This is a genomic window from Tenacibaculum larymnensis (assembly GCF_028829235.1).
Taxonomy (GTDB): Bacteria; Bacteroidota; Bacteroidia; order Flavobacteriales; family Flavobacteriaceae; genus Polaribacter; species Polaribacter larymnensis.
Genome location: NZ_JAIWJY010000009.1, coordinates 39,292 through 63,462, shown reverse-complemented (window position 1 = coordinate 63,462; position 24,171 = coordinate 39,292). Strand labels below are relative to the sequence as shown.

Sequence of the window (24,171 nt, the reverse complement as noted above, 5' to 3'; positions counted from 1 at the left end):
CAGAGGGGGAGTATTGTATTTTTTTTGGATTACAATTTTTCAAAAAAGCACGTTAGCAATTTTTTAAGTGTATGCTTTTTCGATGTCTCAAATGTATAGATAGAAAGTTTATAAATCAAAAAAAGTTTAATTTTTTTCTAAATAGCTCTGTTTTTGTTTAAGGTGTTGGGGGTGCTTATTATTTATGGAGGGTTGAGGTATTTCCGTTTGCAGAAGGAGTCTTAACTTAAATCTTTTTATTTTTACAGATACAAAACTTATGATATGAAAAAGCTAGTTCTCTTATTATTAACCACTTTATTAATTACGAGTTGTACCAATTATGGGCAACTGAAGTTAGTGTCGTACTTATCGGGAGATTTAAAAGAAGTTTCAGGAGTAGAGAAAAGCCAAGATTTAAAAATGCTATGGATGCATAACGATAGTGGTAATGCAGCTAAAGTATTTAAAGTTAGTACCCAAGGTAAGATATTACAAAAAAGAGTATTATCAGTAAAAAACCACGATTGGGAAGACATAACTTCTGATGACAAAGGAAACATTTACATCGCCGATTTTGGAAACAATAATAACAAAAGAAAGAACTTAGTAATTCTAAAAATTAAGGAAGAAGATTTGTTAAATGGAGATGATGTTGAGGTAGAAAAAATAAAGTTTTCATACCCTAATCAAACCAAGTTTCCACCTAAAAAGAAAGACCGTTTTTTTGATGCAGAATCTTTAATTTATAAAGATGGTGCTCTCTATATATTCACAAAAAGCAGGGTTAAAAATAAGTACGGAAAAACAATGCTGTACAAAGTTCCAGCTACAAAAGGAGAGTATACAGCTCGGTATATATCTGAGTATACAAACTGTAACGATGTTCATTGTGCAATAACAGCAGCAGCAATATCACCAGATAAAAAAAAAGTGGTTTTGCTAACACATCAATCTGTATTAGTGTTTACCAATTTTAACGGAGATGATTTTTTTAGTGGAGACGTAAAAGAACACACATTCAATCATATATCTCAAAAAGAAGGTGTTACTTTTAAAGATGAAAGAACTATTTATATAACAGATGAAGCTGATAAAATAGGAAGCAGTAAACTGTATGAGTTTGTATTAAAGGACTAAAAAAAATCAGTTACCAATGTATGCACATTGATAACTGAGAGAGTTAGGGGAATCATCAACACCTAGTTTGGGTGCCTATACGTAATCAATCTGTCTAGAATATCCTGCATTTATAGCTAATAAAATAGAATCTTCTCGGCTAAAACTAAATGGAATAATAGAGCTTAAAGGCTCTTCAAATTTTTCTTCTATTTTTTGTTTAGATAATATCAAAGCTTGCTCTACTAATTTATGATATTCGGTTATAAAGTATTTTTTAGGTAAGTTTTCAAACTTAGCAACATCAAAATCATAAAACTTTGTTCTTGTTACAGCTTTGTATTCTTGGTCGTTATGTATAAATAAATAGGTAAGACCAACGTGAATAGTAGTGTTAGCACCACTAGGATCGTCTGGCCAATTATAAATTAAAAGATAAGCTCCATCAATACTAACCTTTGGTTTAGAAATTTCCTCAATCTTTTCAAAACTCGTTAAATTACAAGATCCTGTTTTAATAACTTCTTCTATAGTTTCAACTGTACTCATTATTAATAATTTAATTTTTTAGTCAAATATCTTAGAAATTTGGGGCTGGCTTTTAGGTGTTTTATAAACGCATACTATTATTTTATAAACGTTTTGTTAAAGTGGTGGATAAGGAGGTGAAATGAAAATATATAATTATTTTAGTTGGCTAATTACTTACAAAAAAATGCCATTGTTTAAAAGAAGCTACTTTTTATATATCGTCTGTACCCTTTTAGTTTTTTCAGCCTGTAAAAGAAATGATGTAGATAAAGATTTACAAGAATATTTATTAGCTGTTGATAGTATTTCTCAACAAAAACCAAAAGAAGGATTAAGAAAAATAGATAGTTTATTAGAAAAGAAACAAAATTCTAAAAACAGGGCTTTATTGTTGTTTAGCAAAGGAGAACTTTTTTACCTGAACGATAAGTTAATAGAGGCAAAAAACATACACTTAGAAACCTATAAATTATTTACAAATCTTAAAGATGATTATAATAAAGGAAGGAGCTTAATAACATTAAGTGCTACTTGTATGAAGCTAAATGAGCTAGAAGATGCTCAAAAGTATGCGTTAGAGGCTTTAGAAATAGGCAAAAAAATAGAAAACACCCGACTACAAGCAAAGGCAAATAATCAGCTATTTAATCTTCATTTTATATTAAAAGATTACGAACAGGCATTGTTTTACATAAAAAGATCTGAAGAATTATTTACCGACCCAAATGACCCTAACTCAATTATAGCAATTAAAAGTAATATTGCTGGTGTTTATTTAATGTTAAAGCAATATAACAAAGCCTTAGAACAGTTTTCAGAAGCATTAGCTTTGGGTGAGTCAGCGAAAGACCCAAAAACTATCGTAAGTGTTCTTAATAATATTGGATACACGTATTTAGAAGCAAAACGTTTTGAAGAAGCAGAGAAGTTTTTACGAGGAGCAGTAAAACTTAACCAAAAAATTAAAACAATTAACGGAGCTCCATACAAAGGTTTAGGAACCCTTTTTTTAGTAACTAATAAGTTAGATTCGGCAGCGGTAAATTACAACAAGGCCATGTTAATTTACAAGAGTAAAAACAACCTTTCTGAAGAACTAGAAATAAGAGATAAGTTAATATCAATAGCAATTCTTAAAAAGCAGTACCAAAAAGCATTAAACCATCAAATTATACGAGATAGTATAGAAGTGGTTAAGAGTAAAAAGCAAAACCAAAAACTTCTTCATTTTGCTAATGTGAACTATAAAATTAAAGAAAAAGAAATAGCATTAACCCATCAAAAAGAAATAAACAAACAAAATTGGTGGTTAGGAATTAGTGTAATTGTATCGTTGGTACTTATTTTAATTATAGCATTGTTTTTTGGATATAATAATAAGCTAAGAGCGGCTAATAAAGCTTCAAAATTAGAACAACGTTTGCTAAGAGCTCAAATGAATCCGCATTTTATATTCAACACCTTAGCGGCGATTCAGAATATAACTTTAGAAGGAAACCCAGTAAAATCATCAAACTATATAGCTAAGTTTTCAAAACTTATTCGACAAAATTTTGATTATGTTCGAAAAGAAGAAATTAGCTTAGAAGAAGAGCTGGCTATGATTTCTAATTACATAGACACACAACAGCTACGTTTCAATAATAGTTTTAGTTATCATATAAATATTTCTGAAAACTGTGATACAAAACAAGTAAAAGTACCGCCTATGTTGTTACAGCCTTTTGTTGAAAATGCTATTGAATATGGCTTAAAGGAAAAGAAATCAGGAGGAATATTGAACTTAAACATTCGAAAAACAGGTGAAGAACTGTTTTTTGAAATTGAAGATAATGGAGTAGGAAGGAAGCAAAAAAAGAGTCAAGAAAAAATAGCAAAAGATTTACACGCTACCGATATTTTTATTGAAAGACTACAGATAAGAAATAAAGGAGAAGAAAAATCTTTTACCATAGAAGATTTACACGATAAGGATGGACACCCATCAGGAACAAAAGTTGTATTTAAATTAAAGTTATAAAATGATAAAAGCTGCTATAATAGAAGATGAGTTTAATGCACTAAACACATTAACAAAACTATTGCAATACACGCAAAAAGATATAGAAATTGTAGCTAAAATTGATAATGTAGATGAAGCTATAGATTTTTTAAGCAACAATAATTTAGACTTAGTGTTTATAGATATTGAGTTGATTGGAGGAAATGCTTTTCAAATATTAGAAGCCTTAGAAACCATAAACTTTAAAATGATATTTACCACAGCGTACGATGAATTTGCAATAAAAGCTATTAAGTTTGATACGGTAGATTATTTATTAAAACCTATAGATTCTGACGAATTAAATGCTTGTATAGAACGTTTTAGAGCGGACTTTGAAAAAGAGAAAAAGTACACGCAAGCACTAAGTAAAATAAACGAGTTTGATAAAAAAGAGGCTCAAAAAACATTGCTTATTAAAACTACCGAAGAGCAACATTTTTTACATGTAGATGATATTGTACGTTGCCAATCAGACGGAAGCTATACGCTTTTTTATACTACAGATAAAAAAATAATGAGTGCTAGAAACTTAAAGTATTACGAAAATATTTTAAGTACACATGCCTTTGCTAGAGTGCATCAATCTCACTTAATCAATATAAAATATTTAGCTTCCGTAAGTGCTAATACAGTTAAGTTATCAAGTGGTGAAAATGTTCCTTTATCATCAAGAAAGAAAACGTATTTAAAACAGTTTTTAGAGAATTTTAATACGAATACAAAATAAGAAGTAACACATATAAAACTCATTAAAATAGCGCTAAAGTTCCATGTAGTTTTGAGGTAAATAATTGAAAGTAACCTTAAAAAACAATCATATGGGACTTAAAGAAAAAAGATTCACAAAAACTTTTCAAGAAGAAAAATATCCTGCTTTAAAACAACAAATAAACGACGCAGCAGGTTTTGATGTAACAATTGATGTAGAGTGGGAAACCATGTTTGAAGATAAGTTTTTACACTTATATGATGACAGTTATCCTAAAATTTACTTCCAACCACTTATTGATGCCTTTTCTACCATAACTACAGATGATATGGGGAAAGAAGCATTGGCAGAATCGTTAAAAAAAGTAGTTATTACCAATAAAGACGATCATCACAATCCAACACATGCTTACACCTTTGAAGAAGGGGTTTTACAGGTAAATCATAGTCCAATTTTAAATGCAGATAAAGTTCAAGATAGAACAGATGCACTTGTTGATTTGTTAGAAAACAATTTATAGTCTAGTAATTCATACCAAAAAAATAAAATTGCTATGGAAACAGATTATATCAATCAATTTAAAGCGCAATCGCCAGCAGCTATAATTCAGGGTCTGTTTAGTGAAAAAAAGCAATTAAAAATTGCTTTATCACTAAAAAACGGACTTTATGTAGAAGGCTTTATAGTAGACATCACCAAAGAAGAATATCAAACATTTGTGTGTATAAAAACCGAAGAACAAGAAGTAGTGTTTTTCGATCTTCAAGAGGTATCTGTTTTACGAATTAAGCATCCTAAAAAAATAGCAGTTTCATTATCGAAGGGAAATATTAGTCGTCCTTTAGGAGAAGATCCTATAAGTGTTTTACAATTAAAAAGATGGACTCTTGAGCAAGAACCTTTGTTAGAGGCAACGATTAATTTATCATTTGAAAAATCAGCATTACAAGAAGCAAACGCTCGATTAAATTGTAAAGATGTTATTGCAAGCTTATTAAAAGCAAAACAGTTAATAGTAGAGGATGAAATGGGGTTAGCAGCATGGAAAGAAATAAAAACAGTTACTATTACTAACACAGAAACATTACAAGTAACTAAAGAAGGAAGTGTATTAAAAATTGGTATTGAAATTACTAAAGTATTGCCAAAAGAATTAGAGAATCTTTTTATTGAAAAGATAGAAAAAGTATTGTAGAATAATAAAATTATTAAAAAATGGGTCTTAAAGAAAAAAGAGCAGTTCAAACATTTAAAAATGAATCATTTCCAGCATTAGAAACGGAAATAAATAATAAAGCAGGATTTAACGTATCATTAAACATAGCGTGGGATACATTGGTAGAAGATAAGTTTTCTCACCTTTACAATGATACGTTTCCAAAAATATATTTTCAACCGCTAATAGAAGCTATTAAAGCAGTTAATATTGATGAGATTGGGGGAGAGTTGCTAAAAAATGGATTAAAAGAAGTAAAGATTGTTAATGAAAACAATGAGCATAATTTAGAAAGAGCAATCACTTTTGTAGATGGGGTATTAACCATTAATCACAGCCCAATTATGAATGCTGATAAGGTGGAAGAGAAAACGGAAAGAATTGTACACCTTTTAGAAACTCATTTAGAAGAATTTGCAGGAAGCGAAGCTAGTGTTGAAAGTACAGAAAACCCAAATAATATTGTAGGAGGAAAGGTAGATAACACTATAAAATTAAGTTTGCCTCAGTTGCACAATCAATATGTAGCTTTAGCCTTTGAAAAGCAAGATAACTTAGCTGATGTTATTGAAGATTTACCATGGAACTGTGATATGCTTCAGGGTACGGTAACTTATGGTGACCTTACCTTTAAAATGCAAGTATTAGGAACCTACTCTCATAATGAACAATCATGGTTGTGGGCTTGGGCAAATAAACAAAGTGGTATTCCAGAACAATTTTTAGAAGCTTCATTACAAATGAAAGCTCTTGGTGAACGTCATGGAATAGAAGATTTACTATCATCAAAAATAGAAACAGAACACGATCCTGGTCATTATTTCTCATTTGTAGCAACAGGGGTAAATCAAGCAAGTTGCTATGCTCCATTACCTTTTAAAGGGCTAACTGTATATGTATTGCTATACACTGATGTAGTGGATGAAAAAGAGATAAATATTCCGGCTTTAATCTGTTCACACTTCTCAAAAACAATAACTCGTATGGATTTTGAACACAAGCACGCATTGTTTTGCTATTTAGTTCAAAAAGGATATGAGGTTGAGGTATCAGGAAACAATATTGTTGCTAAAAAAGGAGAGGATCAAATTTTAGGAATTTTTGACCTAAAAGGAAGATTACTAAAACTGTCTAACTCAACAGTTCCAGTAGGAGCTTAAAAAAGAAAAAAGTATGTACCAATCTACCACATTATCAGAATTAGAAAAAGAACATCAAGAAGCGTTAAATCAGGCGCAAAATAAAATGATGGAGGATTTGAATCTTGCTCAACAAAATGGTGACAACGATTTAATCCATCAAGCAAGTGTTCATTTTCAAAATATAGCAAAAGAATTAGCAGAACAATACACAAAACGTATTGAAGAAATTAACGAGTTAAACCTTAAAAATGTTACTGAAAACATTCAAGAGGTATACGATAATTCTAGAGCAGAAATTGATTTAAATGCTTTGGTTTATGACGGTGATCGAGATTATGTTTTAAAGTTTCAAGAAGATGAGTTGATTCAAAAAACTTTAGAAAGAATAAAAGAAAACAACCCCGTTTTTAAGTCGAGAAGACACTTGCTAAAATCAAGTTTACGATTAACAAAAATGTTAGCTCCTGTACTTCATGAAATTGGGAATCATTGTAAAGAGGTATTGAAACTAAAAGCAGATATTGAGTTTTTCGTGTATCAAGAAGATAAATTTAATGCATCGTGTTATCCGCCAGATGAAGATAAATTATACATTATTTTAACTTCAGGAATTTTAGAGCGTTTTAGTAAAGACGAATTAGCTTTTGTTATTGGGCATGAAATTGGGCATGTATTATTTGAGCACTTTAACTATCCTGTAAAACATATTTTAGACGAAGGAGCTAACGATTTAGCACCAATTCATGCCATGAAGTTATATGCATGGAATCGTAACGCAGAAATTAGTGCCGATAGAGCAGGTTTATTATGTTGTAAGAGTTTTGAAGCAGCTGCAAGAACATTCTTTAAATTATCATCGGGAGTAACTTCTAATTCTTTAGATTTTAAATTGAACGAATACATTAATCAGTTTTCAGATTTAGAAGAAGTTTTAAATGACGACACGCACGATCCTTCAGATTGGTACAGTAGTCACCCATTCAGTCCACTTCGTATTAAAGCGTTAGAGTTATTCAATAAGAGTAAGACATATGAGTTATTTAATCCAGCAATTAATGGAGAAATAACAGAGGAAGCGATGGAGTTAGAAATACAGCGAATTATGTCGTTGATGGAGCCAGAAGACTTAGGAAATGAAACTGAACATTCAGAAAAAATTCAACGCTTTATGTTCTTAGGAGGTTATATGATTTCAAAGGCAGATGGTGTTGTGGATGACTCTGAAATACAAGCATTGAGTAGTGTTGTGTCACCATCGGTTTTTGCTCAATGTATGTTAACCATTAAAGGATTAACAGAGCAAGACATTATTGATGAAATTATAACGTTAGCGAAAGAGCTAGATATTGTAATTTCTGTAATGCAAAAATTAAATATTCTAAGAGATTTATCTATTATTTCTTATGCTGATGGAAGTATAGATGCTGCTGAAGTTGATGTACTCTACAATTTAGCAAGACAATTATATATAAAAACTGAATTTATTGATAGAATAATCAGCGACGCTCAGGGTGTTGACTAACAATATGATTTTTGTTTATCCATGTTAGCTAAACCATACATATTAACCGTGTATGGTTTGGCTTATGTTATATATTAAAAGTGCCCACCCAACAATTAGTAGTAAACCTCCTAAAGGAGTAATAGGGCCTAAAAACTTCATTTTTTTACCTTTCGCATCTGATAATACTAAGCCATAAATACTAAAGGAGAAAAGTATAATTCCAACTACAAAAGCGTAATATATTGCCGAACTAGGAGCGTCAAAATAACTTCCAACAAATAATAAAACTAATGCGTGGTACATTTGATATTTTACACCTGTTTCAAATGATTTTAATTGCTCTTCATTTAAAACTTTCTTTAAAGCATGTGCTCCAAAAGCACCAAATATTACAGCGAACATACCAAATAAAGCGCCTGTAATTAATACAATTTGTTGTGTCATATTTTTTTAAGAATTAAAAAGAAAAACCAATACTTAAAGCTACTCTGTCTTCTTGTGAGTTTCCTTTAAAGTATGAAATATTAGCTGTGAACAAGTCGATTCCGCTTAACCATAAAGAACCACCATAACTGGTATGCCATTTCTTTGAATTTGGAGAATACGGAGACCATACACGACCATAATCAAATCCGCCAGTAACACCAATTTTCATAGGAATAATTCCTGTTCTAATGCGTCCAAAACGCAAACGTAAATCGTTACTGTGATAAAAACTTTGTGTACCAGAAAAACGTTCTCTATTAAATCCACGTAAACTACGTTCACCACCTAAAGTAGCCGCTTGGTAAACTTCAAAACGATTTCCTACATTAATTTGAGTTCCTACTTCAGAAGCAAAAACTAATGAACGGTTGAATACTAGATTTTGATACATAGCCAAAGAACTCTTAATGTAACCAAAACGTCTGTCGAAATCTTCTAAATTGGCTTTAGCTCCAACAGCTAAATCGAAGTTCATACCTTTGGTAGGGAAACTGCTATTGTCTACTCGGTTGTGATTAAAGTTAAATTCACCACCCCAAAAATAATTAGTATCAAAAATAGCGGTAGGCTGGTTATCAAAATTATTGATAAATCGATTAGGAGTGTCTTCAACTTCTATAGACTCAATAATTCCTGAAATTTTAAAAATGCTTCCACCTCGTAATCGTTTTAATAACGAAGGAGAAAAACTTATTTCTTCTTTTTTAACACGATAGTGATCTAAATCAAAAGTTTGATCGTAAACACTTTCGTTACCCCATCCAAAGAAGTTAAAAGAATAATTATCACTTGTAGCTTTAGCACGTACATGCAGGCTCCAGCTGCCAATTAGTTCAGTGAATTCACCATTGTACTCTAAATCGTAACCACCAGTTGCAGAGTAGTAGTTTGCTGCTAAAGTATGTTGGTTTGCAAAAGGACGTTTTTTGAATCCTTGTTGTGTATATGTTACCGAAGCACCAAAAAAGAAACCATCGTCTGGGTTGCTTCCTAAGCTAGGGAAAACAATAGTTGTATTGTTATTGATGTCGTGTGCGTCGTAGGTGTTTTTTAAATAACTATCCGAACGTAAATCCGCAGTTTCAGAACTCGGATTTATGGTGTTTTTCTTTGATTTAAAATCGTATATTTTAGTTTTCTTTCCCCAACCTGCAACAGATGATTTATCGGTATACACATCGTGATTTTGACCACCTATAATTCGCAATAAAATTCCATCATGTACATCACCAGAAATTAAAAACTCATCATCTCCATTTAAACCATAAATCTGTATTTCTTTAGTTTCTTTTGTTTTGAAAACACGGTTGTAGATTTCATTTTCTTTTCTAAAAACAACAACACTAGTTTCCTCATCATTTAAACGTTTGATGATAAATTTATCATCTTTATCTGTACCAACTACATGTACAACTTTATTTAGTTTTGTGTAGTAACGTTTGGCAATTTCTTTTAATTTATCTCTTCTAGCCTTAATTTTAGCAATGGTTTCTTTTCCATCAATATCATAAATAGCCTTTGGTAATTGTTGAATTGATTTTTCAATTACTTCATCGGTTAAATGTTGTTGAATATATTCAACTTGTTTATTCCAATCACCAAGTGTTAATTGATTTAAAAAGGCAGTATCAAAGAAGCGAGCATAGTTATTGTACCATTTCATATTTTTGATATCGTTATCAAAAGTTTGCATGTTCTTTACTAAGGGCGCAAATTGCTGAAATAGAGGAATCATAACTCCATCAAACTTAGAAAAAGGTTGGTCTCTATCTCTAGGAATTGGACGGTAATATTTTTTACCATTTTCAGTTTTAAAAGAAGCCCAACGCCATTGGTCTTCGTGCCTATCCCAATCACCAATTACCATATCAAACAAACGCGAACGAATTACCCATTCTTGGTCAATTGAATGTTTACCGTTTTTCCTGATTTTTTCTAACACATCAAATGTGCTAATTATATCATCTGAATTTCCGAAGTTGTCTAATTCACTACGGTCTCCAGCAGGTCGTTCTTCTAATAGGTATAACTGCCCTCCAAAGATGTCGTTATGTTTTCCTAAAGCAGGTTGTTTAGGCATGTAATATAGCTTTGGATTGGTATGGTAAATATTTACAGCGTCTGCCATATCAGGAAGTACAAAAGCAGCATATGGGTGAGACATTGTAAAAATATCTTGAACCACATCAACTAAAAACGTTCCTTTTAAAATACCTCCCATAATACGACTTCCGTCTTTTATCATTGAACGTAATACGTACTGTTTACCTTCAGGGTTTTCTAATCGTAACGAATTTGTTTGATTACCACCTCCTCGTCGAATAGGAGTTAAGCCTCCAAAAACATTTTCTAATTCCAATACAGGAACTTTTACTGTTTTTCCGTATTTGTCTCTATTTAAATCTCCCCACATAAATTTATGAAAACCACTAACATCAGTAGCTTCAGGAGGGTAAATAGAGGTTTCTATAAACTTCTTGTGTTCTTCGTATTCAGGAAAATTTGAATAGTTTTTTGTTTGTTTTGGTTTTACAATTTCTTTACTAAACAAGAGTTTATGTCCGTCTTTGGTATTGGCAGCGTAGTATTCAATAACAGCTGAACCGTCTTTGTAATAATTCAATCTAGCATACCCGTGATTACCGTAAGTAAATTGTGCACCATAACCAATTAAGGCTGCCGATTGTTTTGAGCCCGAACCGCTAATTACTTGTTTAAATCCGTCTTGTTCTATGTATTGTAAGTTGTGGTCGTGACCAGAAACAAATACAATATTGTCTGTGAAATCATCAGAGACTGCTTGTATTTGATTAATAAAGTCGCTGTAGTTTTTATTAAAAATATCAGTTTGAATCCCTGCATGAGAGCGTAATGCATTTTTCAATGTACCTAAAATTGGTGCTGGTTTCATGTGGTCTTTTACTGAAAAGCTTCCACCATGAGGACCATTGCTATATAAAGGATGATGCACTGCAACTACAACATTTTTATACCTGTTTTTTTTGAACAAACTAGATAGCTCTTGAATAAAACGTTCACGAGTTTTAATATCGCAATTATCGTTCATTTTAGGCTCTTTATCCCAGTCCATAATAAACCAACGGCTATCAATAAGAATTAAAGTTAGGTCTTCATTAATCTTTACTTTATCCAGTCCGCAACCTCCTTCAGGTAAAAACGAATTTTTACCTAACGCTTTCTCTACCATTTTTTCTTGACGCTTTAAGCCATCAACACCATTGTACCAGTCATGGTTTCCAGGAATAAAAATTGTTTTTCCTTTAAAGTCTTGCAAAGCATCAATTTGCGTTTGTAAACGATGTTCAGCTAAGGCTCTATCTTTGTGTTTTTTACTAGGTATTCCGTATGGATATATATTGTCTCCTAAAAATATGGTGGTAGCATTTTTAGTAGCTTTAGCTAACTTTTCTTGGAAATATTTTAGAGTAGGGGTGGTTTGTCCCATTTCGGCATTACCAGCATCTCCAATTAAATAAAAGGAGTGTACCAATTCTTTATTTGTTTGAATTGTTTTTGGAGAAGTTTTATCTGCGTACTTAGCTTTATAAGATGCACAACCACTAATTATAACAGCTATAGTTAGATACATGCAAAACTTGGTTAAGTTCATGTTTTGTTTTTTGGTTATGTAAAAATAAGGCTTTTTGAGCTAAAATTATTGCTTTATTAAATGCTGATAGTCTTCAGGAGTATCAATGTCTAGTAAGTTTTGATGAGAATTTACTTTAATAACATTATCGTTATGTTGTAATAGAAAATTCTTAGCTCCTTTATCACCTTCTAGATTTAACAAGTCATTAAAATATTTTTTCGGAAAAATGGCAGGGACTCCAACACTACCTTGGTAGTTAGAGGTAATTATTTTAGAAGGGTTCTTTTTTGAAGCTTCAATCAACGAGTTCAAGTACTCAGAAGTAACATGAGGTTGATCTGCTAGCATTATTAAGGCATTGTCAAAGTTATGTTTTTGTAAGAAATCAATTCCTGTTACGATGCTAGTACTTAATCCGCTTTCATAATTAGGATTGTAAATGATTTTAATGGTATTTGAAGTAAGTTGTTTTTCAATAGTATCCTTATTAGCTCCTAATACACAAAATACATTTTTAACTATTGATTTTTGAGCTTGTTGAATAACCCATTCTAGTAACGTAGTGCTTTTATAAGGAAGTAATTGTTTCATTTTTCCCATTCGAGAAGCACTTCCAGCAGCTAATATGAGAATTGCTGTTTTTTGCATTGTATTAATTATGGATTCGCCCAGTAATTTTTTTTAGAGAAAACACTTCTTTGTTACGAATAACTGATAATATTTCTGCTAAGATTGATAATGCAATTTCTTCAGGAGTTTCAGCTCCAATGTTTAAACCAGCTGGTGTATGAATTTTTTCTAAAAAATCATCAGTAATATCGGGTGAAAATTCAAATAGTTCGTTAAATAGTTTTTCTCGTCGTTTAGCAGCACCTAAAATACCAATGTAAACAGGGTTTTGCTCTTGTAATTTAATCAACCAACGTAAATCGTATGTAAAATTATGATTCATAATAACAACTGCAGTATTGTTATTTACATGTGAAAGCTGAATTACTTCTGGAGTTTGTGCAACCACCGATTTAGCACCTGGAAAATCGGCTAACTCTTTTGGGTCTTTTATAGAGGTAACTACATCAACTTCCCATCCTAATTGAGTTGCTTGCATACATAGTTTTACAGCATCATGTTCTCCACCAATAATAAGCAGGCGAAATAGTGGTTGTAAGGTTTGTTTAAAAGTAGTTAAATGGTCTGTTTTTTCAGAATAAAAATCTTTGTTGAAAGAAAATCTTTGTTGGTTGTTAAATTGAATTATAGAACCAAAATTCCCGTATGTTTCATCTTCTTTTAGAAAGAAAGATGTAATGTTATACGACTCTCTTTGAATATTATTTTCTGAGAAAGCTTCTATAAAATCAGTTGAAAGATTAAAAGGTTCTAAAAGAACATATAATATTCCTTCACAACCTAAACGATAACGACCATCATAGGTTATTACTTTAGGTTTGTTGTTTTCAAAAACCGATTGAGCTCTACGTTGTACTTCTTTTTCAACACAGCCTCCACTAATAGCTCCAATTATTTTTCCGTCAGAAGAAAGTAACATTCTAACTCCTGGTTTTCTATAAGAAGAGCCGTCTAAATCTACAACAGTTGCTAAAACATTCTGTAAGCCTTGTTGTTGATTTATGGTGGCTTGTCTTATAATTTCTTTAAGTTCGTGTGTCATTTTGTGTAAAAAAACTCTTTTAAAAATACACTTTTTTATCACTTTATTAAAAATTAATACTGGTTAATAATTTATTATTTTAGCAAAAACCTTTTTCATGAATAGTTTGATACAAGAAACAGAGCAGTTTGTAATTGATTTACTAAGTGAGAAATTAGATAAAAACTTTGTATATCATAATATAGCTCATACACAACGAGTGGTAGAAAAATCACTTGAGTTAATAGAAGGGGAGGACTTTTCAGAAGAACAGCAACAAGTTTTAACTTTAGCAGCATGGTTTCATGATGTTGGTTACACAGTTAATCCTGAAAACCATGAAGAGGAGAGTACAAAAATAGCTGCTGATTTCTTAAAAAATAAAGAGGTTAAAGAAGGTGTTATTGATGAAGTGTCTAAATTAATAGCTTCAACAAAAATGGGAGCTAAGCCTGTGACTAAATTAGAAAAAGTGTTGAGAGATGCTGATTGTTCTCATGTTGGAAGTAAAAATTATACAGATTTTAACGAGTTATTGCGAAAGGAGAGAGAATTGGTATGTGAGAAAAAGATAAAAACTGTTGAGTGGGATGATTCTAATCTTGATTTTTTAACAAAGCATCGTTTTTATACTAGTAAGGCTTCTAAATTATGGGAAAAACAGAAGAGTAAAAATATAGCTCAGCTTTTAAAGAGAAAACAAAAAGAAGTACAAGAAGCGGCTAAACTAAAACAGAAAAAAGAAGAATTAGCGTACAAAAAAAATAAGATTGAATTACCGGAGAGAGGAATTGAAACTATGTTTCGTGTAGCGCTTCGTAATCATATTACGCTAAGTGACATTGCAGATACGAAAGCAAATATTTTACTGTCTGTAAACGCGATTATAATTTCGATGACATTGTCAACGTTAATTCCAAAGTTAGATAACCCGTCAAACCATTACTTAATAACACCTACCATAATTTTTGTGTTTTTCACAGTAATATCAATCGTGTTATCAGTTTTGGCAACGAGACCCAATGTTACCGAAGGGAAGTTTACCAAAGAAGATGTGGCAAATAAAAAAGTAAATTTATTATTCTTCGGAAATTTTCATCAAATGCAGTTGCCTGATTTTGATTGGGCAATGAGTGAAATGATGAAAGACCGCGATTATTTGTATGGTTCTCTTACAAAAGATTTATATTTCTTAGGGTTAGTTTTAAATAGAAAATATAAGTTACTACGAATTACGTATACCGTTTTTATGATTGGTATTTTAGTAAGTGTAGTAGCTTTTGCAATTGCATTTTATATGCAAGAACAAGCATCAAAAGTAGCAGAAGTAGTTTCTGTGTTATTATAAAAACTATTTAAATTCTTGGATAAGCTCGTCAATAGTCATTGTTTTTTCAGTATCAAAGTTTTTATTGTAGATAACCTCTGCACGTAATGCTTTTAATCCTGAAACGCCTTGTAAATCTTCAATATCTAACTTCTCTACATTACCCAATAGGTTTTTAGATTGTAAGTATTTGATGTATTTATAATACTCCTCAGCATCTTTTTCTTGAGAGTATACAATTGCTATTTTACCAGGAACTGTTAGTCGTTCTTCGGTTCCCTTAATGTGAGCTTTATCAATACGTTTTTTAATTATTTCGTAACGAATATTGTATGCACCATCAACATCAAACTGTTTTTCATCCATTCTAAATTTTATTGCTAATGGATTACTATGTACTAAAATTAACGAAGCTACTCTAAGTTTATGCTCCATCTTTTCAGCTGCTTTTAAGGCTACATTCTCCATTTCACACATTACTTGTAACTGCCATAACCTAAGGTTGTATAAGTATAAGTCGTCATATTTTTTCTCTCTTGTTAATGACTGTCCTATGTACATGTTATACTCAACACCATCTGTTTTATAACGTTCAAAATAATGAGGAAACATTTGTTGTGCTTCTTTTTGTCTAGTATCAATAAAAGAAGCCAATTTATCATTTAGCAAAGTAACACTATCTTCATAAGCTTTACGTTTTTCGTATACTACTTGTAAGTTAGGATCTAAACGACTAATATATGATTCGACTAAGGAACTTAAGTCTTTATTAACCGTTTTTATATGATTAAAAACAGGATAGATTTCACGTTTTAAGAAGTCTAAAATAGCTATTTCATCGCCAGCTTTTAATCCTTTTTTTACTTCTGATAAATATTCTTCAACTCTAAATCGTAATTCTTTATAAATAGGAAGGCTTTCAACTTTACAGGCTTCCAATAATACGGAAATAGCTAAAGAAAGTTGAGTGGTTAAATCTTCTTTAATAGCTTTATTTCGGGCAATAGATGACCCTTTAATATCTGATTGACCATACAAAGGGTGTACGTCAGGAAAAACAATATCTTCAATTTTAACCTTTTCTTTAGTTTCATATGATTCTATATGAAATCTTTCAGCAGCCTCATAAAAACGCCATTTTACTGTTGGGTGAATAGAAGTGTAGTTTTCTTGAATTGTGGCTTCTAATATATTTTGATGTTCTTCAGAAAAACGATCAACAGCAATTTTAAATAACGGAATTAAATCTTGTAATTTATTTTGGTTGATTGAGTTTAATTCAAAAGGTCTTGGTGAAGCAAACTCAATAATAGCGAGACTATTTTTAGTGGATGCTTGTATTGGAACTAAAATAATACTACCTATGTTTTTGTCTTTTAAACGTTGGTAAAAATTTTTGTTCTCAGTTTGTTTACCATACTTTTCTACATCAGAAATAGCAAGAGTTTCGTTATTTATAAAAAGCTTTTCTAAAACATAATTACAAAAAATACAATCACAAGAAACATCTTTTTCATAGTTTAAAACAAGGCTTTCTTCTTTGTTTATGTGAGATGAGTTAAAGTTGTTTGAATCTGTTTCGAAAATAGAAAATCCTAATGATAAGTCATTTATTTCAAAGAATCTGCGAAAAATTTCTTGTAATGTAGTAACTAAGTCATCATCCTTTTTTATAAGACTGGTTCTTATTTCTGAAATAATTTCATCGGTTGTAACATCAAATAAATTCATTATCCCAAACCCTTTAAAAATATATGAGTCAGGAGGGAATTTTTCTTTCCAAACATCAATATCATCAAAATTATCGAGTAAAAACTTAATGTCTTCTTCTGTTATTTTTGGAGCGTTTTCGGTTGGTGAAATCTCCATGAAGTCAGCATTAAAAGCAGCACGATAATTCTTTATAGTATTGGTTGTTTTATCAGGAATATCAAAATAGAAAGGACGTTTTACGTTGATAGAGTAGTTGTATACCTCAGTTAATATAATACTACAAGCGTATTTATACATTAAATCACTTTCAAAATTACGAACTTTTAATTCGTAGTCATCTCCAGCATTTTGTAAAATCTTTTCAAATCGACTAGTAAATTTAAAAGATGTAAAAGTAAACGGAATACTAACCGCTTTAATTTCATTCTCTAATAATAATTCAGGGAATAATGGTTCAAGTAACATCTCAATAGTGTCTTGATACTTTTCTAATGTAGATTCATCAGAAAAACCATTAATTAATTCAGGAGCTTTGTTTGCTTCTCGAACTATCTTTTTAGATGATTCATGATATGGATGCTTTTCTTGTTCTTTAGCAGCATATTTTTGAAACAAAGCAACTATCTTCTCAAAACTTATTTTAAGTTTAAAAGGAAGCTCAATATTTTGAATGTCTTTTGTTCGTCTTATGTTCATAGAATGAAAAAAATGAATCTATACAAATTTACAAAATTGTAAGCAAGTAGTCGTTTTTATTGTTGTTACCTTTCAAAAAACAAAAAGCTTACTATTAATAGTAAGCTTTTTGTTTGGTTATCATTGTATCGATTAAAAATGAAAATCGTAATTTTTTATTTTCCCCTTTTTACCTAAGCTATTAAATTTCCAACTAAAGCCTAGCATAAAATATTGTTGTAATACGGTGCTCTCAGAATCCTCTATATAATTTGAAGTAGCTCTTCGTTGAGCATTGGTGTTTTGACTCAATAAATCATAAGCTTTTAAGCTAATAGTACCTTGATCTTTTAAGACCGAATAGGCAAGCGTAGCATTCCAAAACCAAGCAGATTTATTAAATCCAATTACGTTAGGGTTGTATGTGTAACGAATATCATTTCTCCATTCTAATTTTTTAGGAACAGTAGTTTTTGTTCTTATGTTAACAGAATGTCTAGTGAAATTTTGATTTTGATTTGTGTTTATGTCGTATTTAGTATTTGAAAAGGAAATATTATAGTTTCCTTCAATAGAAGCGATCTTATTCCAATCTAAAGTAGCTCTAAAAACAGGACTTATTGAAGTCGTTTTAGCTCCCTCCTTGATGTCATTTAAAATGTTGAAATTTTTACTAGCTCTAATATTTGTACCAGCTCTAAGTTGAAGGCTTACAATAGAATCTAATTTTATTTTTTTACTGTAGCTACCACCTCCCCAAAAGTCATAACCGCCATCTGTATTTTCATAAGTAGTGTTTCTTACTAAATCATCATCAATAAAAGTATTAGTTATTACTTGGTTTTGATAAAGAGTACCACTTAAATAAAACCAAAAACCAGTACGAGCTTGCCAGTTAAATTTGTTAAAGTTGATGTATGCTCTGTGATTTTGAGAGGGTTTTAGATTTGGATTACCTGTAATAATGTTAGAAGGATTGGTTACATCAGAAAAGGGCTGTATTTGATTAATGTTAGGAGCATTGTTATTTAAACGATAATCAAAATAAATAGAAGCTTTAGAGTCAAATCGATATCTAAAACTAGCGTCTAAATCTAAATTATTAAATTCTTTTTTTAAACTTAACTCAGGACGTAATTTATCATTGTTTTCTAATGTTCTGTTTACAAAACCAGTACCAAAATTTAAACGCCATTTTTTAGTTCTGTATACCAATTCTAATGATGGTGTTTTAGTAATATCATTGTATGTAAAGTCAGAACTCAAACCAGTATTAAAATCGCTGTACTGTTGCGTTGTTGAATTGAAGTCAAAGGTGTTTTCCTTGTTTTCTCGCTCATCACGTTGATAACTATATTTAGTATCTAAAAAGAATTTTTTAGCAATCAAAGGGAAACGATAGGTTAAGTTTGTGGTGAGTCCTATCAAGTTGTTTTCAATAGTACTTTTTTGGTCTCTATTTTCGATATCGGGATTGCTACCAAAAGTTTCAATGGTAGACTTGTTAATCTCTTCGGTATCTGCTTTATCGATACGATTAGTTATTGAGGCTTTAATAAATGAACCTTTTGCACCTAATTTTTTAGTAATATCTAATCTGTTTTGAAAATTGTTAGCTTCTGATTTAGAGTAAGCAGAACTCACATAGTTATTAGTAAGGGTATTGTCTTCATCTAAAGATTCTTCTTGTCTAAGACTACTTCCTTCTCTTTTATTAAATACAAAAGTAGGTTTAATGTTGATTAAGAATGTAGAATCTATTTCAATGTCAAAATCAGTGTCAAAACTATGATTGTGATTTTCATCATCAGAAGTAGTAGTGGAATTAGAAAAATACTTCCTGTCTGGAAGCGTGTATTCTCTATTGCTTTTTGATTCATTGTTAGAGTTGCTTCCAGAGTAAAAATAATTAGCATTTACGTCTAAACCTTTACCAAATTCGTCAGCATAAGTTGCACCAGCGGTTTTTGACTTTATAATACCGCTACCACCACCAAAACGCCTTCCGTTAACGCTAAATCCGCCGTCTCCTCCAAACCAAATATTACTACCTCCAAACATTTTTTGAATTTCTCCAAAGCTAAAACCAGGGGAATTAATATTGTTTGTACTGGCTAATACGCTAAATCGTTGGTTGTTGTCAAAACGATTTACCATTGCAGCTCCTTCAAAACGTTTGTCGGTACCAGCACCACCAGATACTCTACCAAACCAACCTTTATTATTTTCTTTTTTTATGGTAAGGTTAATGGTTTTATTATTTGCATCTCCTTTTTCACCAGTAAAAGCTTCTGATTTAGATTTAGTATCGGTAATTTGAACTTTTTCAATAATATCTTTGGTTAAGTTTTTAGTGGTAATGCTTGGGTCGTTTCCAAAGAAAGGCTTTCCGTTAACCAAAATTTTATTGACTTCTTTTCCGTTTACAGTAATTTTTCCATCTTCATCTACTTCAACACCTGGAAGCTTCTTTAAAAGATCTTCAACATTAGCATCTTTTTTAGTTTTAAAAGATTTTACATTAAACTCTAAAGTATCTTTTTTTACTGTAATTGGTGCTCTTGATTGTATAACTACCTCGCTAAGTAAGTTACTTTCTTCCTTTAAAAAAATTGTACCTAAATTAAGGTTAGAGGTTTTGTCTAGTTCTATTGATTTAGAATAACTATCCATACCAACATAAGAAATAAAGAGTTTTACATCTTTGCTAAAAGACTTTCCTTCTAAAGAAAACTTTCCTTTGTCGTTTGAAATGGTATAGGTAACGATAGAGCTATCTCTAGCTTTCTCTACATGAACTGTAGCAGCCTCTATAACGGTTTTGTCTTTTTCAGAGTTAATTGTACCAGTAATTTTAAACGGATAGGATTGAGCAAAAATTGAACTAGTAAGAAATAGGGTAAAAATAAAAAGTAGTTTTTTCATTGTTTATAGCAATATGATTTTCAAAGAGCTACAAATAAAAAGAAAAAACTACTTTCTGATAGTTAAATATTGTTAAAAATTATTTCTGTCTAAAATAAATACTAATAGGCACTCCATTAAAGTTATAATGTTCGCGTAATTGATTTTCAATATAACGTTTGTAAGGGTCTCTAATATATTGAGGTAAATTAGCAAAGAAAGCAAACTGAGGTGTATGTGTTGGCAACTGCATACAGTACTTTATTTTTATAAATTTACCTTTTGTTGCTGGAGGCGGATTATGTTCCATAATCTCCAACATCGTTTCATTTAACTTACTTGTTTGAATACGACGTTTTCTGTTTTCAAAAACTTCAACAGCAGTTTCAATAGCCTTAAAAATACGTTGTTTTGTTAATGCTGAAATAAATACGATAGGAACATCTGTAAAAGGAGCAATAGCTTGACGAACTTTAGCCTCAAAATCACGCATAGTATTGGTTTCTTTTTCAACCAAATCCCATTTATTAACTAAAATGACAATTCCTTTTCGGTTTTTTTCGGCCAACCAAAATATTTTTTCGTCTTGTCCTTCAAAACCACGAGTAGCATCAATAACTAATACAGCAACATCACAATGCTCAACTGCACGCACAGCACGCATTACTGAGTAAAACTCTAAATCTTCTTTTACTTTAGATTTTTTTCTAATTCCAGCTGTGTCGACTAAATTAAATTCGAATCCAAAACGATTATACTTTGTATCGATAGAATCTCTTGTAGTTCCTGCAATATTGGTTACAATATTTCTGTCTTCACCAATTAAAGCATTAATAAATGATGATTTTCCTGCGTTTGGACGTCCAACTACAGCAAAACGAGGTAATTCGTCTTGTTTTTCTTCGTCTTCTTCAGGCTCAGGAATTTCTTCTGCAATAGCGTCTAATAATTCTCCAGTTCCACTTCCATTAATAGAAGAAATAGTATAGTAGTCTCCTAGCCCAAGGTTGTAAAATTCAACAGCATCAGCATCACGCATTGCATTGTCAACTTTATTTACAGCCATAAATAGTGGTTTCTCAACTTGACGTAAAATTTTAGCAACTTCAGCATCCATAGGTGTAATACCTTGTTCAACATCAACTACAAAAACAATAATATCAGCTTCATCAATAGCTAACTGAACTTGTTTACGTATTTCTCCTTCAAAAATATCATCAGAACCAATAATGTAACCACCAGTATCAATTACAGAAAACTCTTTTCCATTCCATTCAGATTTTCCGTAATGACGATCTCTTGTAACTCCGCTAACAGAATCAACAATAGCTTCACGACGTTTTACTAGTCGGTTAAATAAAGTGGATTTACCTACATTTGGTCTTCCTACAATCGCAATAATACTCATTTTGCAAAAAATTTGTGCAAAGATACAATTTAGTATATGATTTGTAATGATTTTTAGATAGTATATAGTTTTTGCTATATTGTTGGCATCTAATCTTTTATTTAATGGATGATAAATTATATAATCAGATTTTTTTAAAACCTCGTTTTCAATTAGAATATGAGATAAGTTCTCAGGTTTTATTAGAAGAAATAAAGAAGCATTTAAACGATGTTTCTAAGTATAAAATGAAGGTTGTAGATAATCATGTAGTAATTGATGTGCCAGAAAAAGAATCACATTTATGGTCACCACAGTTACATATTGAAATAGAAGAGGTTTCAGAAACTTCATCAAACATAAAAGGATTGTTTGGTCCTAAACCTCAAGTTTGGACTTTTTTTATGTTTTTGCACTTTTTGGTTGGGACAGCTTTTGTAATTTTTGCGATTATAGCATATAGTAATTGGTCGTTAAAAAAAATCACCATGTTGCCTATAGTTATGTTGGTTGTTTTACCCATTGTTTGGGTAGCACTGTACTTAGTTGGTAGCTTAGGTAAAGCTACAGGAAAAAAACAAATGGATGAATTGAAAGAATATACTAAACAATTGTTACGAACAATTAAAAAGAGTTAATCTTTATATCCAAATCGTTTTAATTGACGTTCATTAGAACGCCAGTTTTTATTAATTTTTACATGTAAATCTAAGAAAACCTTTTTGTCAAAAAAATGTTGAAGGTCTTTGCGGGCTTCTGTTCCAACACGTTTGATTGCACTTCCTTTATGTCCGATGATAATTCCTTTTTGTGTTTCACGCTCTACCATAATAACAGAACGGATCTTTATAATATTATCTTCTTCAACAAAACTTTCGGTTTCAACTTCTACCGAATAAGGAATCTCTTTTTTATAGTGTTGAAGAATTTTTTCACGAATTTTTTCATTCACAAAAAAGCGTTCAGGTTTATCGGTTAATTGATCTTTTGGGTAAAAAGGAGGGGAGTCTGGTAAAAGCTCAATAATTTTATAAAAAACGGTATCTACATTAAAGTTTTCAAGAGCAGAAATTACATATACAAATGAGTTTGGAACTTTCTTTTTCCAATATTCAATTTTAGCTTCAACTTCTTCTTGAGTCGATTTGTCAACTTTGTTTAGTAGTAAAATAACAGGAATTTTACTGTGGATGATTTTATTGAAAAAAGCTTCATTTTTTAAGGCGGTTTCACCAACCTCTACCATGTAAATAAGTACATCGGCATCTTCAAAAGCAGATTTTACAAAATCCATCATAGATTCTTGTAGCTGATAAGCAGGTTTTATAATTCCTGGAGTATCAGAAAAAATAATTTGATAATCATCTCCATTTACAATACCTAAAATACGATGTCTAGTAGTTTGCGCTTTTGAAGTAATAATAGATAGCTTTTCACCTACTAAGGCATTCATTAAGGTAGATTTACCAACGTTTGGGTTTCCAATAATATTTACAAATCCTGCTTTATGTGTCATAGTGCAAAGATAGGTTGTTTTATGCAAGAAGTGTTTATTTTTTAGCTGCTTGTTATTTAAGTGGATATATTCATGTAAAAATAAAAGCTTTTTTATTTGGGTAGAACAAGAAAAAGAATGTATATTTGCAACCGCAAATCGCGGGATAGAGCAGTAGGTAGCTCGTCGGGCTCATAACCCGAAGGTCACTGGTTCGAGTCCAGTTCCCGCTACTAAGCAAAGGCTTTCAATTTAATTGAAAGCCTTTTTTTGTATTTAGAAATATTAAAATCATCTCTATTTTTTTCTATTAGGATGTCTTCTTCTATTATTTTAGCATAACTTAGCCATAAACATCCTTTATTATATTTCATAAGTAAATGTTTTTTATACCTGTGTTGTAGCTAGCTGAAGCTTTAGGGGGGTATTTCTTGAGTAATGTTGAAATTTTTATTTAGTTTATTAGGGTGTAGTTCCAATTTTAGAATCAAAATAAGGATTATTAACTTTTTATTTGGATAGAACAAAGAAAAAGACGTATCTTTGCAATCGCAAATCGCGGGATAGAGCAGTAGGTAGCTCGTCGGGCTCATAACCCGAAGGTCACTGGTTCGAGTCCAGTTCCCGCTACTAGGAATGACAAGGGTTTCAAGAGATTGAGACCCTTTTTTATTTC

At 31.2% G+C, this 24,171-nt stretch carries 19 protein-coding genes and 2 tRNA genes; 11 read left to right on the top strand and 10 right to left on the bottom strand.

Going from position 1 to position 24,171, the window contains the following annotated elements; genetic code table 11:
* Window positions 1-264: 264 nt before the first annotated feature.
* On the top strand, window positions 265-1,119 hold the full coding sequence (locus LCI24_RS12950) for an SdiA-regulated domain-containing protein (RefSeq protein ID WP_274640759.1): 855 nt from the start codon (window positions 265-267) through the stop codon (window positions 1,117-1,119).
* 75 nt (window positions 1,120-1,194) lie between these two features.
* Here the strand turns inward: LCI24_RS12950 and LCI24_RS12945 are convergent, their stop codons facing one another.
* Window positions 1,195-1,647, bottom strand: coding sequence for a hypothetical protein (locus tag LCI24_RS12945; RefSeq protein ID WP_274640758.1), 453 nt, complete (start codon window positions 1,645-1,647; stop codon window positions 1,195-1,197).
* 166 nt (window positions 1,648-1,813) lie between these two features.
* Here LCI24_RS12945 and LCI24_RS12940 point away from each other — a divergent pair, with 166 nt between their 5' ends.
* From LCI24_RS12940 to LCI24_RS12915, 6 genes are all read left to right on the top strand, one after another.
* Window positions 1,814-3,649 (top strand): tetratricopeptide repeat-containing sensor histidine kinase, encoded by a 1,836-nt coding sequence (locus tag LCI24_RS12940; protein ID WP_274640757.1) that lies wholly within the window; start codon window positions 1,814-1,816, stop codon window positions 3,647-3,649.
* A gap of 1 nt (window position 3,650) precedes the next feature.
* Entirely contained in the window at window positions 3,651-4,400 is a 750-nt protein-coding gene (locus LCI24_RS12935; RefSeq protein ID WP_120186253.1) for a LytR/AlgR family response regulator transcription factor, read from the top strand.
* Window positions 4,401-4,491: 91 nt separating this feature from the next.
* On the top strand, window positions 4,492-4,902 hold the full coding sequence (locus LCI24_RS12930) for a hypothetical protein (protein WP_274640756.1): 411 nt from the start codon (window positions 4,492-4,494) through the stop codon (window positions 4,900-4,902).
* A 33-nt stretch (window positions 4,903-4,935) separates the two neighbouring features.
* Window positions 4,936-5,577: a hypothetical protein gene (locus LCI24_RS12925; RefSeq protein ID WP_274640755.1), complete on the top strand. Its 642-nt coding sequence runs from the start codon at window positions 4,936-4,938 to the stop codon at window positions 5,575-5,577.
* 20 nt (window positions 5,578-5,597) lie between these two features.
* Window positions 5,598-6,758, top strand: a complete 1,161-nt coding sequence (locus LCI24_RS12920) for a DUF6882 domain-containing protein (protein ID WP_274640754.1) — start codon at window positions 5,598-5,600, stop codon at window positions 6,756-6,758.
* Window positions 6,759-6,771: 13 nt separating this feature from the next.
* Window positions 6,772-8,262 carry a M48 family metalloprotease gene (locus tag LCI24_RS12915; RefSeq protein WP_274640753.1) on the top strand — a complete coding sequence of 497 codons (1,491 nt, stop codon included), beginning with the start codon at window positions 6,772-6,774 and terminating at the stop codon, window positions 8,260-8,262.
* 42 nt (window positions 8,263-8,304) lie between these two features.
* Here LCI24_RS12915 and LCI24_RS12910 read toward each other — a convergent pair whose 3' ends face one another.
* The 4 genes from LCI24_RS12910 to LCI24_RS12895 all read right to left on the bottom strand — a co-directional run bounded on the left by LCI24_RS12910 (window position 8,305) and on the right by LCI24_RS12895 (window position 14,015).
* Window positions 8,305-8,688 (bottom strand): DUF423 domain-containing protein, encoded by a 384-nt coding sequence (locus LCI24_RS12910; RefSeq protein WP_121146215.1) that lies wholly within the window; start codon window positions 8,686-8,688, stop codon window positions 8,305-8,307.
* Between the two features lie 13 nt (window positions 8,689-8,701).
* Window positions 8,702-12,340, bottom strand: a complete 3,639-nt coding sequence (locus LCI24_RS12905) for a ShlB/FhaC/HecB family hemolysin secretion/activation protein (protein WP_274640752.1) — start codon at window positions 12,338-12,340, stop codon at window positions 8,702-8,704.
* Between the two features lie 66 nt (window positions 12,341-12,406).
* Window positions 12,407-12,991 carry a nucleotidyltransferase family protein gene (locus tag LCI24_RS12900; protein ID WP_274640751.1) on the bottom strand — a complete coding sequence of 195 codons (585 nt, stop codon included), beginning with the start codon at window positions 12,989-12,991 and terminating at the stop codon, window positions 12,407-12,409.
* Between the two features lie 4 nt (window positions 12,992-12,995).
* Window positions 12,996-14,015, bottom strand: a complete 1,020-nt coding sequence (locus LCI24_RS12895) for an XdhC family protein (RefSeq protein WP_274640750.1) — start codon at window positions 14,013-14,015, stop codon at window positions 12,996-12,998.
* 97 nt (window positions 14,016-14,112) lie between these two features.
* Between LCI24_RS12895 and LCI24_RS12890 the strand changes: the two genes are divergently transcribed.
* Window positions 14,113-15,342, top strand: coding sequence for a Pycsar system effector family protein (locus LCI24_RS12890; protein ID WP_274640749.1), 1,230 nt, complete (start codon window positions 14,113-14,115; stop codon window positions 15,340-15,342).
* 3 nt (window positions 15,343-15,345) lie between these two features.
* Here the strand turns inward: LCI24_RS12890 and LCI24_RS12885 are convergent, their stop codons facing one another.
* The 3 genes from LCI24_RS12885 to der all read right to left on the bottom strand — a co-directional run bounded on the left by LCI24_RS12885 (window position 15,346) and on the right by der (window position 22,021).
* Window positions 15,346-17,730, bottom strand: coding sequence for a GAF domain-containing protein (locus LCI24_RS12885; protein WP_274640748.1), 2,385 nt, complete (start codon window positions 17,728-17,730; stop codon window positions 15,346-15,348).
* Window positions 17,731-17,862: 132 nt separating this feature from the next.
* Complete coding sequence (locus LCI24_RS12880; RefSeq protein ID WP_274640747.1) at window positions 17,863-20,634, bottom strand: outer membrane beta-barrel protein; 2,772 nt, start codon at window positions 20,632-20,634, stop codon at window positions 17,863-17,865.
* A 79-nt stretch (window positions 20,635-20,713) separates the two neighbouring features.
* On the bottom strand, window positions 20,714-22,021 hold the full coding sequence (der, locus tag LCI24_RS12875) for a ribosome biogenesis GTPase Der (protein ID WP_274640746.1): 1,308 nt from the start codon (window positions 22,019-22,021) through the stop codon (window positions 20,714-20,716).
* Between the two features lie 104 nt (window positions 22,022-22,125).
* Between der and LCI24_RS12870 the strand changes: the two genes are divergently transcribed.
* The gene (locus LCI24_RS12870; RefSeq protein WP_274640745.1) at window positions 22,126-22,638 is read left to right on the top strand and encodes a GTP-binding protein; all 513 of its coding nucleotides are present in this window, start codon (window positions 22,126-22,128) and stop codon (window positions 22,636-22,638) included.
* Here the strand turns inward: LCI24_RS12870 and era are convergent.
* Window positions 22,635-23,543, bottom strand: coding sequence for a GTPase Era (gene era, locus LCI24_RS12865; protein WP_274640744.1), 909 nt, complete (start codon window positions 23,541-23,543; stop codon window positions 22,635-22,637). The genes LCI24_RS12870 and era overlap by 4 nt on opposite strands.
* Window positions 23,544-23,655: 112 nt before the next feature.
* On the opposite strand from era, the gene LCI24_RS12860 reads away from it, so the two are divergent.
* Window positions 23,656-23,728: transfer RNA gene (locus LCI24_RS12860), tRNA-Met, on the top strand.
* Here the strand turns inward: LCI24_RS12860 and LCI24_RS12855 are convergent.
* On the bottom strand, window positions 23,729-23,869 hold the full coding sequence (locus LCI24_RS12855) for a hypothetical protein (RefSeq protein ID WP_274640743.1): 141 nt from the start codon (window positions 23,867-23,869) through the stop codon (window positions 23,729-23,731).
* Between the two features lie 183 nt (window positions 23,870-24,052).
* Here LCI24_RS12855 and LCI24_RS12850 point away from each other — a divergent pair.
* Window positions 24,053-24,125, top strand: a tRNA-Met gene (locus tag LCI24_RS12850).
* Window positions 24,126-24,171 lie beyond the last annotated feature (46 nt).